General features: G+C 30.2%; 9 protein-coding genes, 1 tRNA gene and 1 pseudogene. 8 read left to right on the top strand and 3 right to left on the bottom strand.

Features of this window, described 5'->3' with window-relative positions; all coding sequences use genetic code 11:
- Positions 1 to 18 precede the first annotated feature (18 nt).
- The 7 genes from BLV79_RS09680 to BLV79_RS09710 all read left to right on the top strand — a co-directional run bounded on the left by BLV79_RS09680 (position 19) and on the right by BLV79_RS09710 (position 9,098).
- A complete protein-coding gene (locus BLV79_RS09680) occupies positions 19 to 3,144 on the top strand; it encodes a GGDEF domain-containing protein (protein WP_074718507.1) in 3,126 nt (1,041 codons plus the stop codon).
- Positions 3,095 to 4,066: a tRNA dihydrouridine synthase gene (locus BLV79_RS09685; RefSeq protein WP_074718509.1), complete on the top strand. Its 972-nt coding sequence runs from the start codon at positions 3,095 to 3,097 to the stop codon at positions 4,064 to 4,066. Before BLV79_RS09680 ends, BLV79_RS09685 begins: the two co-directional genes overlap by 50 nt.
- 25 nt (positions 4,067 to 4,091) lie before the next feature.
- Entirely contained in the window at positions 4,092 to 5,465 is a 1,374-nt protein-coding gene (locus tag BLV79_RS09690) for an MATE family efflux transporter (protein WP_074718511.1), read from the top strand.
- A 37-nt stretch (positions 5,466 to 5,502) separates the two neighbouring features.
- Positions 5,503 to 6,420, top strand: coding sequence for a DNA-3-methyladenine glycosylase family protein (locus BLV79_RS09695; RefSeq protein WP_159429347.1), 918 nt, complete (start codon positions 5,503 to 5,505; stop codon positions 6,418 to 6,420).
- Between the two features lie 100 nt (positions 6,421 to 6,520).
- Positions 6,521 to 7,711, top strand: coding sequence for a GDSL-type esterase/lipase family protein (locus BLV79_RS09700; protein ID WP_074718513.1), 1,191 nt, complete (start codon positions 6,521 to 6,523; stop codon positions 7,709 to 7,711).
- A gap of 152 nt (positions 7,712 to 7,863) precedes the next feature.
- Positions 7,864 to 8,547, top strand: coding sequence for a YoaK family protein (locus tag BLV79_RS09705; protein ID WP_242871459.1), 684 nt, complete (start codon positions 7,864 to 7,866; stop codon positions 8,545 to 8,547).
- Positions 8,548 to 8,576: 29 nt separating this feature from the next.
- Positions 8,577 to 9,098 carry an ECF transporter S component gene (locus BLV79_RS09710; RefSeq protein WP_074718515.1) on the top strand — a complete coding sequence of 174 codons (522 nt, stop codon included), beginning with the start codon at positions 8,577 to 8,579 and terminating at the stop codon, positions 9,096 to 9,098.
- 88 nt (positions 9,099 to 9,186) lie between these two features.
- Here the strand turns inward: BLV79_RS09710 and BLV79_RS09715 are convergent.
- The 3 genes and pseudogenes from BLV79_RS09715 to BLV79_RS09725 form a co-directional block, all read right to left on the bottom strand.
- Positions 9,187 to 9,750 (bottom strand): annotated as a pseudogene (locus BLV79_RS09715) (DNA/RNA non-specific endonuclease); the annotation flags it as partial.
- Positions 9,751 to 9,809: 59 nt separating this feature from the next.
- Complete coding sequence (locus BLV79_RS09720; RefSeq protein ID WP_074718519.1) at positions 9,810 to 10,139, bottom strand: hypothetical protein; 330 nt, start codon at positions 10,137 to 10,139, stop codon at positions 9,810 to 9,812.
- Positions 10,140 to 10,183: 44 nt separating this feature from the next.
- Positions 10,184 to 10,684, bottom strand: a complete 501-nt coding sequence (locus BLV79_RS09725) for a hypothetical protein (RefSeq protein WP_074718521.1) — start codon at positions 10,682 to 10,684, stop codon at positions 10,184 to 10,186.
- 249 nt (positions 10,685 to 10,933) lie between these two features.
- On the opposite strand from BLV79_RS09725, the gene BLV79_RS09730 reads away from it, so the two are divergent.
- A tRNA-Gly gene (locus tag BLV79_RS09730) sits at positions 10,934 to 11,006 on the top strand.
- Positions 11,007 to 11,033: the final 27 nt, after the last annotated feature.

The following is an 11,033-nucleotide window of genomic DNA, read 5'->3' on the forward strand; positions in this document are numbered from 1 at the left end:
ACCAAGGATGGGGGTATAATGGAGCTAGTATATTTTAAAAAAATAAACTTAAAAAAACTATTTTTAATAGGTTTTGCAATACTGTTATTGTTAGAAACTATTTTAATAGTAAAAATACCAACAGCTATACATGCTGAATCTTCTAAGAAGGTAATTAGGTTTACAACGCATAAATCTGTTGATTTTATGAAAGAATATGTAAAAGGTTTCGAAAGACAGCATCCAGATGTAGAGGTTGAAGTAAATTGTCTCGATGATTATAGTAATAAATTAAGGGATGAAATTTATAATAATACGGCACCGGATGTTATGTTTATTCCAGAGGGTCTTTCTTTGAATGATATACAACATTTTTTTATGAAAATAGGGAGACAGTCGAAATTAGAGGATAAATATAATTATTTAGATCAAGCGGTAAAAATTAATGATGATGTTTATGGCCTACCATCAAGTATGTATTTGGCTGGATTCGTTTATAATAAAAAAGTTTTTGAAAAAGCAGGTATTACTAAATTGCCTACTTCGATAAAAGACTTTTTAAAAGATATGTCGTATATTAAAAATAACACAGGTAAAATACCTTTTTATAGTGGTTATTCATCTATATGGGGGCTAAATATTTGGGAGTATTTTTCATTTATTGAGATGACAGGTGATGAAAAATACCGAAATAAAGATTTTACCAATATCATTAATCCTTTTGGAATAGGTTCCACGCATGAGAAGGTATATAGTTTTTATTATAATCTTATAAAAAATAATTATTGTGAAGATTCAATCAAAGATTACAGTTGGAATCAGGCTATAAGGGATTTGGGCAATGGTAATCTTGGCTGTATGGCAGTTGGTTCGTGGGCTGTTTCTACAGTTCAAGATGTTTCAACGAATCCAAATGATATAGGATATATGCCGTTTCCTAACAAAATAAATAAGCAACAATATGCCTCAATAATTGCTGATTATTGTATAGGAATTAGTAGAAATACTAAGTATCCTGAATTAGCAAAGGAATTTGTAGAATACTTTCTTGATGAATCAAATTATAATTCAGATATGCAATGTATTTCCATTGTAAAAGGACGTGAAATTCCTGAGATTTATAAAGCAATAAAGAATTTGCATATTTTACAAAATAGTACAGTATCAGATAATTTGCAACAACAGTTTAATATACTAGAAAAACGACTCAATATGTATAGCGGTATGGAGCAAAAACGTATAATTGAGTCTGCGGTAGGGTTATCATCTGAAAAATTATATGATATTTATAATGATTGGAACAGGCGTTGGGAAAAATCAAGAACAGAAGATATGAAAAAAAATTCTGGAAAAAGCATTTTTTCATTTCAATCAGACAATATTACGCAGCACTCCTTAGATTTGACGTATGAAGAGAAGAAGTTTCTAAAAAAACGTCCAATTATAAAGGTTGGACTTTTAAGGGAAAGCCCGCCTTTTTCGTACATTGAGAAAAACAAAATCAAAGGGATGTCAAAACTGGTTGCAGATGATATATTTAAGAAAATTAAAGTTAAATGTAAATTTGTTATTTTTGATGATGAAATGAAAATGACAAAGGCGCTTGATAATAATCAGATTGATTTAATTATGGGACTAGAAGATACTGAGGAAAATAAGGAAAAGTATCAGATGACTAAGCCATATATTGAGTATAATAATGTTGTTATTAGAAATAAAATGAGTGATAATATTAAAAAACTGAATCTTGCAAAGGCAAAAGCAGCGATTGTTGAGAATTCATCATGTGATTATTATCGTGGAGTAGACAAAAAATATAAATGCACTTCTGTTGAAAGTGCGATGAAGTCAGTTGATATGGGCTTATCGCAATACACGATTACTAATTATTACTTAGCCAATTATTATATAAAAAACGATCAATTTGATAATTTAGAAGTAGTTGCTACTTCATCTAAGAATTCCCTAAGAATTGCATTTAGAAGTGATGAAGACGCAAGAATGATATCGGTTTTTAATAAATGCTTATATGATATTTCAGATAATTCACTTGCTTCATATCTGGTAGAGGCAAACGAAAATGAGATAACTAAAGTAACTTTAAAAATGCTTTTAAAACAGTATCCTGTACATTTTATAATAGGAATTTTGTTTGTATATCTTATTGTTTTAGTAGAAATCTGGTTTAGCGGATACGAAAAACAAAAATATTTACATAAGCAAGAATTTTATGCCAAAAGATATGCTCTTTTAGCAGAAATGATGGATGAATATATTTTCGAATATGATGTTTCTGATGGAGTATTGACGATTGACGAGAAATTCAAAGATTTTTTTGGTTGTTTAAAAAATAAAATTGAATTAAATAATATTGAGGAAAAAAACGCTAAATTAAATCAGTTTATTGAAGTATTAAAACATATGGTTCAGAATGAAGAAAAAGAAAAACGTATGTATTTTGGCAATATGAGAGATCAAGATGTTACATGGGTTAGGATATTTTTATCTCCAATCGAGAATGAAGAAACTCATAAAATTTTATATATTGGGAAAATATCGAATGTTCAAAATGAAATGGAAGAACGCCAGGAATTCCTTAAAAAAACTGCGCTTGATACACTCACTAAAGTATATAATCGTTTAGGTTTTAATAAGATTTATGCTGATCAATTTAGTTCGAATTGCAAATATAGACAATCAGTTGTTGGTATTTTAGATTATGATAATTTTAAAAGTGTAAATGATACACTTGGTCATCTAGGTGGCGATAAAGCACTAAAAATGTTGGCAAATGAAATAAAAAAAACATTTGGTGATTTAGCCATCTTTGCAAGATATGGTGGAGATGAATTTATTTTTTACATTCCTGATGGTAGAAATGTAGAAAAAATAAAAAAAATGCTTTTGAATTTAGTTCATACAATGGATACAAATATAAACTATGAAGATAACACAGTTAAAGTGTCGATAAGCATAGGTGCAGTTATTGTTTCATCAAAAATGGACATAAATGAAGCATTTGATTTAGCTGATCAAGAATTGTATAAGGTAAAGGGCAGCAAAAAGAATTCATATAGTTTAAAAAATTACTATAAAAGAATATATGAGGTACAAAATGAAGTTTTATTTAGCACCAATGGAAGGTATAACCGGACATATTTATAGGAGACATTTTCATGAATTATACAAAGGAGTAGATAAGTATTTTACTCCTTTTATTGCAACTAATCAGACTTTTAAGTTGAAAAATCGTGAAAAAAGAGAAATCGATCCTAAAATTAACGAGGGAATGTATGTCGTTCCTCAGTTGTTAACTAACAATGCACAGCAGTTTATCTGGTATGCAAGAGAAATAAAAAAACTAGGATACAATGAAATTAATTTAAATGTTGGCTGCCCATCGGGAACAGTTGTTTCAAAACACAAGGGTGCTGGAATGTTGCTTGATTTAGAACAATTTGATTCTTTTTTGGATCAAATCTATACTGAACTTTCAGAAAAATTAACAATTTCAGTTAAGACGAGACTAGGAATAGAAAATTTTGATGACTTAGATAGAATAACAGAAATTTACAATAAATATCCATTAAATGAATTAATTGTACATCCTAGAACGAGAAAAGATTTTTATAAAAATAGTCCTGATTTTAACGCATTTAGAAATGTTTGTGAAAAGGCAAATATGGATATTGGTTATAATGGTGATATAAAAACTTCAGATGACATTATAAAAATAATTAATGATTATAACGATTATAATGTTAATAGCATTATGATTGGTCGAGGAATTTTAACTAATCCATTGATGCTTGAAAATTATTATGAAAATAAACCTCATAATAATATCGACTGTGATAGATTGAAGGAATTTGTCTCTCGACTATTTGCGGATTATGTCAGCGATTATACAGCTTGTTCAGATGCGATAAACAGGATGAAAGAATTATGGTTTTATATCTTAGAACCATTTGATAATTGCAAAGAAATTCATAAAGAAATGAAAAAAATAAAAAAAGCAAAAGATAAAGAGGTTTATGAAAGCGCGATTAATAATCTTTTTGAAATATTAAGGGAAATTGAAAAATAAAATGGATTTAGAATGAGGTGGTTTTATGGAACGTGATATGACACAGGGAAAGCCATTTGGTTTAATTGCTAAATTTGGAATACCATTATTTTTAGGAAATGTTTTTCAACAGCTTTATAATGCAGCAGATTCTATTATTGTAAGTAGATATGTTGGCAATGATGCCCTTGCAGCAGTAGGCTCGACAGGTACTATAATGTTTTTAATCATTGGTTTTGCGCAAGGAATAACAACAGGTTGCACGGTTTTAACGTCACAAAGGTATGGAGCCAAAAATGAAAAAGGTGTAAGAAGAAGTGTTGCAAATGCTATATTGTTGGCAATAATAATAATTGCGCTTACGACATTGGTGAGTATTTTGGCAATGAAAAATATACTTATTTTGATGCGTACCCCAAAGGAGATATTTGGTCAGGCATATACATATATAACAATAATTTGTGCAGGTTTGGTAGCGTTGGTTTTTTATAATTTATTTTCAGCATTTTTACGAGCCGTCGGAAATAGTGTGATTCCATTAGTGGCACTTATTTTTTCATCGGTGCTTAATGTTGTATTAGATTTAATCTTTATAAAAAACTTTCATATGGGAGTAGCTGGTGCTGCTATTGCAACAGTCAGTTCACAAGGTATATCTGCAATTTTGTGTTTGATATATATAATAAAAAATGAAAAACTGTTGTGGCCTAAAAAAAATGAATGGTTCTTAGATTCAAATGATTCGAAATTACAAATCGGTGTCGGCTTACCAATGGCGATACAGTTCGCAATTACAGCATCAGGTACAATGGTAATGCAGACAGCAATAAATAATTTTGGTGTTGTAACGGTGTCGGCTTTTGCAGCAGCATCCAAATTACATGGTCTGATGTCACAGGCTTTTCCGGCAATGGGACAGGCAATGGCGACATATAGTGGTCAAAACTACGGAAAAGGGAATATCAAACATTTGCGAGAAGGCGTAAGAGTTGCAACTATAATGTCAACAGTTATGGCTATTGTAACAGGAATTTTAGCAGTAGTCCTGGTAAGACCAACAATGATGATTTATTTCAGAACAGCTAAAGAAGTAGCAGATGCTTTTCCAGCAGCGCAGACTTATATTGTATTAAGTGCATTATTTTATGTGCCTTTGTCATATATTTTCATTTATAGAAATACAATGCAAGGTTGTGGCTATGCATTTTTACCATTAATGGGAGGCGTAGTAGAGTTGGTTTCAAGAACAGTTTGTGGAATAATATCAGTTTGTTTGCATAATTCGACACTGGCATTTTTCTGCGATTCATCTGCATGGATTACAACGGGAATATACGTTTTGATAGCGTATAATTTTGTAATAAAGGATATTCTAAAAAAATGTGATGAAAATCAACAGCTACAAGTTAAGAGATTATAACAAGATATTGAATTCAATTATGCATAAAGGAGATAAAATGCAAGAACTATTTCAAAATGAAGCAGAGTCAAATAAAAAAAGGTTATTTCAAGATAAAGCAAGTTCTGATAAAAATGCTATCTTTCAGGACGAAATAGAGATAAGCGATGATTTTGACTTAAAAAAAATAGAAAATAGTGGTGAAGTATTTAGGTTCAATGAGATAGGCAATGGTATTTTTTGTACCATTGCCTTTGGTCGTATATTATATATTAGAAAAAAACAAGATAATTCAAATCCTTTGTTATATGAGATTTCGTGCTCAAAAAAAGAATTTGAAGAGGTGTGGTATAATTACTTTGATTTAGGTACAAATTATGAGAAAATTCGTGGTATGATACCTAAAGAAGATGATTTTTTGTATAAGGCAGCTAAATATTCTAAAGGTGTAAGAATTCTGAGTCAGGATCCGTGGGAAATGATAGTATCATTTGTTATTTCTCAAAGGAAGAATATTCCAGCCATAAAAAAAGCTGTAGAAACACTCTGCGAGTGTGCAGGAACATTAATCGATGACCATAAAAGAATATATGCTTTTCCGACACCGGAACAAATGTATAAAATGTCGGATGAAGATTGGAATAAATGTGCTTTAGGTTACCGTACAAAGTATTTAAAATCTATAGTAGAGCAGTTTTACCATAAAGAAATAACAATTAAAAGTCTTCAAAATCTAGAGGATGAACAGTTATATAATCGTTTGTTAGAATTATATGGAGTTGGTCCAAAAGTTGCATCATGTATTATGCTATTTGGTTTTCATAGACTTAATTCGTTTCCAAAGGATGTATGGATTTTGCGAATATTAGAAGAAAAATATAATAATAAGTTCGATTTGAATACATATGCGCCGTATAACGGTGTCATTCAACAATTTATGTTTTACGGCTCTATAGAATTAGGACGTAAAGTATAATTTTATAAAACACTACAAAGTACAAATAACAAAGTGCAATGATGTTTTATACAGAAAGCTATAGGAATAAAATCCTATAAGATAGAAAGGAATTTTTAAAATGCAACAAAACAGTAACAATCATATTTTTACAAACAGCGTAGATAAATCAAATAATTTAATTGACAAACATTGGGCAAGTATTTGGGGAAATGCTGTATCGATTGGCGAAAACAGACCAGAAAGTTATGGAAAGAATATTACTTTTAGATACCCAATTTATTCACAATTTTCCGGAGAAGGAATGAAATTGACTTTTGATAACTACTGTGGAACGGAACCTATAACAATATCGGAATGTAGTGTTTATGTAAATGGAGAATTCTATGATGTCACATTCGAAAACGGAAGTAAGTCGGTTACAATTCCTGCAAAAAAGAATATTGTATCTGATCCATTAATGTGTAAGATAGAGGCAAAATCACAGTTTGATGTTAATTTCTATTTAAAAGATTTTACGCAAATGCGTTCAACAGTTTATGTAAGCGGACCATTATCTAACAGCGCAATCTATGCTATTGGAAATCAAACTCATAACAGAGATATTTCAATTGATATAAAAAGAGGAACAAATTTATATTATTTTTTAAGTAATATTTCAATTTTAACAGATAAAGAAAATAGAACAGTACTTTGCTATGGTGACTCAATTACTGCTCAGGATTGGCCAGATTATTTGCAACTTAGATGTAAAGAAAATAATTTTAATAATACAGCAGTTATTAGAAGAGCAACAAGTGGTTCTCGAATTTTAAGAGAGTATAGTTGTATAAGATATGAGTCGTATGGATTAAAGGGAACAAATAGATTTGCTCATGAAGTGCCAACAGAAGGTGTTGATACAGTAATAATTCAGCAAGGAATAAATGACATAATTCATCCGGTTGGAACAGACGTAAACCCATATCGTCCAATGAGTGATTTACCAACAGTTGATGAAATGATAGATGGTATGAAGTATTATATTGATTTAGCTAAAAGCTATAATTATAAAGTTTATGTTGGAACATTATTACCAATTGAAAACTGGAGAACTTATGCTGATTTTAGAGAGCAAATGAAAAATGAATTAAACGATTGGATTAGAAAAGCAGAGTGTTTTGATGGATGTATTGATTTTGAAAAAGCAGTAAGGGATTCAAAAAATCCAAAAGCTTTTGCAGAGGGAATGGATAGTGGTGATCATTTACATCCAAGTGGCTTAGGTTACAAAACTATGGCAGAATGTGTACCAGATATTATTTTAAAATAGGGTCATAGTTATAAAATGGATAATGTTTTTAAATAAAGTAAAAATGAATTAAAAGTAGAGCTTATAATTGTCTATAAGTTTTAATTAGTTGTAAAAATCGTACAAAAGATGTATACTCTTTTTGTGTATTATACATCAAAGGAGAAATTAAAGTGAAAAATGTTATTCAAATGTCAGAGTCAATCGAATTGGGAGTTGTTCTTGCAATGTCTGGTGGTTTCATGGATGCATATTCTTTCGTATGCAGAGGTGGAGTTTTCGCAAATGCGCAAACAGGAAATATTCTTTTGTTCGGGGTACATTTGTCAGAAGGAGATTGGGGAATGGCATTAAGATACTTTTTGCCAATAATATCCTTCGCAATTGGAATCGCTTTGGCAGAGATTTTTAGAATTTTATTTAAGGAAAAAAATACACTTCATTGGAGACAGTTTTCAGTTTTTGTTGAAGCGTTAATTTTATTTGGAGTATGTTTTTTCCCACAAAGATATAATCTTATTGCCAATTCATTGATATCTTTTGCATGCGGAATACAAGTGGAAAGTTTTAGAAAGATTTTAGGAAACAATGCAGCAACAACTATGTGCATTGGTAATTTAAGAAGTGCAACACAAAACATGGTTTCATATTTTGAAACTAAGAAGATTCTGTTTTTAAAGAAAAGTTTATTATATTTTGGAATAATAACATCATTTGGAATGGGTGCTATTATTGGAAATTTTTTCGTTAAAATGTTTCAGGAAAAATCAATTTGTATGTGTACATTATTTCTAGGAATTGCACTTGTGATGATGTTTGTAGATAGAGAATTACAGGCTCAAATGAAAGAGCAATAATTTTAAAATGTTTTTTTAGGAGGAATATTATGGAAAAAAATGTTAAATCATTGAGTACTTATGCTTTGTCAATAGCTATTGTTATGGTAGCTACTTTGTTTTTAAAAGTGCCTACACCAACAGGATATGATAATCTTGGAGGATGTTTTATTTTAGTTATAGCGACGTTTGTTAATCCTATAGGCGCTTTATTAGCAGGTGGAATTGGATCAATGTTAGCAGATATTATGAGCGGTTACGCAGTATGGGCAATTCCAACATTGATAATAAAAGGAAGCATGGGATTTTTAGCCGCAATACTATTACGAAAAGAATGTTGTAAAAAGAAACTTCAGATTAAATCAGTTAGAGTATATTTGTTTGCAATACTAATGTCTTTATATGTAGTAGCAGGTTATTTAATAGCGGGAATTTATGTAATAGGTACTATTCCAGGAAGTTTAGCTCAGACACCAGGATTATTAGTTGAGGCTGTAGTAACAGTGATTACTTATATTGTTGCGGCATCAGCTCTTGAACAGGTTAAATTTAGAAAATTGGTTGATTTATAGAAAAAAACGACTTAGGATTGGTGATATCATCAATTCCTGAGTCGTTTTTTGAGTCTTAAATAATAAAATGTTTAATATTCTATGATAAATGTGAATCACCGGTCTTATAATCTATTATAACATTAGGTTGAACGTTATAACAAAAAACATTAAACATAATTCCTTTACCATTATCTTCAACAGATTTAGCTTCTATAAGTACGCCTTGTGCAACAAGGTCATCACCATTAAATATTGGAGTAACACGATATAAAATGTGATTATTTGTTTCTTTAACATAATCTGCAACCATGTTTTCAAAAGGCAACATTCCGTCAACATTTAAGTATCGTGTGCCGGTAATTAGATTTTGTTTGTTTGCATTTTCTGCAGTTAACTGATATCCAATCAAATGACATCTATTATATAAGTATTTACCATCCACGTGATTATATTTAACAGTATGCCATCCAGAAGGCTTAACACTTCCAATAGGACCACGTTTTTCAGTAGGCATTAAATCTTGCCCTATAGAAGCAACGGCAAATCCACAACGCCCTTTTGAATCTAATGGACTATAGTATTCAAAAGAATTTTTAGTAAGCAATTTATCATCAAAAAAAGGTTTGTTATCATTTATAGCGACATAAGGAGAATCTGAATATGCAGGTATCTGTGATGCGTTAAAAGTAACACTATAATTTTTCGCAATCTCAGCCTGTTGTGCATTGCTTAATTTTGAATTACCATCAGATTTTCCGTTTGCTCTTCAATGCCTTCTTGATCTATGTCTGAAAAAGCTATGTCTTGATGAACTATGAGAGCTAGAACTACTATAGCTTTTATTCTTTTTTGAAGATGATTTACCAAATCCACCCCAAAAAGATGATTTCTTTTTTGAACTGCTACTACTTGAAGAGTAGTGTTTATATTTGTTATAGTTATATCCTTTATTGTAGCGATTAGAACTACTATATCTAGTATTGTATCTGTGATTATGGTAAGCTCTATGGCTTTTATTACTAATAAATACAGTACAAAAAACAATAATACATGCTGCAACAGCAAATATTAGTAGACGCGCAGCAAATCTGCCACGTAAAAAATTAAGAATTTTTTTCATTTTTATAAATTTCCTCCAGTATAGTTGAGTGAGAATGGCCAATATGTTCAGTCATTGTTTGTAAAACAAAATTTTGCGCAAAATCAATCGGCAAAGATAAATAATAATCACATGGGTATGTTTTGTCCCATTTATAAAATATAGTTCCGGTAACGTTATTATTATCAAAAAAAGACAAAACATCATTATTTTCTACAAAACAAAAATCATATTGTTCAGCTTCAAGAAGAAACGAATCAGATACTATTATTGATTTTATGAAAATGTTGTATTCACAATACTTTAAATTTGACTCTAGGTTATTCAGATAGAATAAAAATAGAGAATAAGAATAATCATTCATATAAAATTTTATATTTGAATGTTCTTTCTTAAAATTGATAAATTGATTATATATTAATTTTAAAATAGCTCGATCTTGTGATATTCTCCTATTATTAAAAAGTAACCCATAAGTCTGAGTAATACAAGAAACTATAATCATAAGGCCCTCCCGTGTTCAAATAACATTTTCACATAGATTGTTAAAAAAATCAAGTTATGATAAAGATCTTTTATTATTGAAATGAATAAATTACATACGATTTATCCTTAGGTTTTGGCATTATATAAAGAAAATAAACATTCGATAAAAAAAATAAAAATTTTTTCAAAAAAGTTGTTGACAAAAGGAAACAAAGATTGTATTATATTACATGTGCCACGGATGAGGGCAACAAATTAAAAAAGAAATGCGACAGTGGCGTAGTTGGTAACGCGCGACCTTGCCAAGGTCGAGACCGCGGGTTCGAGCCCCGTCTGTCGCTCTTATCGGAAATTTCATTTTTGATAAA

Source organism: Lachnobacterium bovis DSM 14045 (assembly GCF_900107245.1).
Lineage (GTDB): Bacteria > Bacillota > Clostridia > Lachnospirales > Lachnospiraceae > Roseburia > Roseburia bovis.

What these genes read in the sequence shown, in the direction of transcription:
- BLV79_RS09680 (WP_074718507.1), top strand. Translation starts at nt 19, where the DNA reads ATGGAGCTAGTATATTTTAAAAAAATAAACTTAAAAAAACTATTTTTA.
- BLV79_RS09685 (WP_074718509.1), top strand. Translation starts at nt 3,095, where the DNA reads ATGAAGTTTTATTTAGCACCAATGGAAGGTATAACCGGACATATTTAT.
- BLV79_RS09690 (WP_074718511.1), top strand. Translation starts at nt 4,092, where the DNA reads ATGGAACGTGATATGACACAGGGAAAGCCATTTGGTTTAATTGCTAAA.
- BLV79_RS09695 (WP_159429347.1), top strand. Translation starts at nt 5,503, where the DNA reads ATGCAAGAACTATTTCAAAATGAAGCAGAGTCAAATAAAAAAAGGTTA.
- BLV79_RS09700 (WP_074718513.1), top strand. Translation starts at nt 6,521, where the DNA reads ATGCAACAAAACAGTAACAATCATATTTTTACAAACAGCGTAGATAAA.
- BLV79_RS09710 (WP_074718515.1), top strand. Translation starts at nt 8,577, where the DNA reads ATGGAAAAAAATGTTAAATCATTGAGTACTTATGCTTTGTCAATAGCT.
- BLV79_RS09725 (WP_074718521.1), bottom strand. Translation starts at nt 10,684, where the DNA reads ATGATTATAGTTTCTTGTATTACTCAGACTTATGGGTTACTTTTTAAT.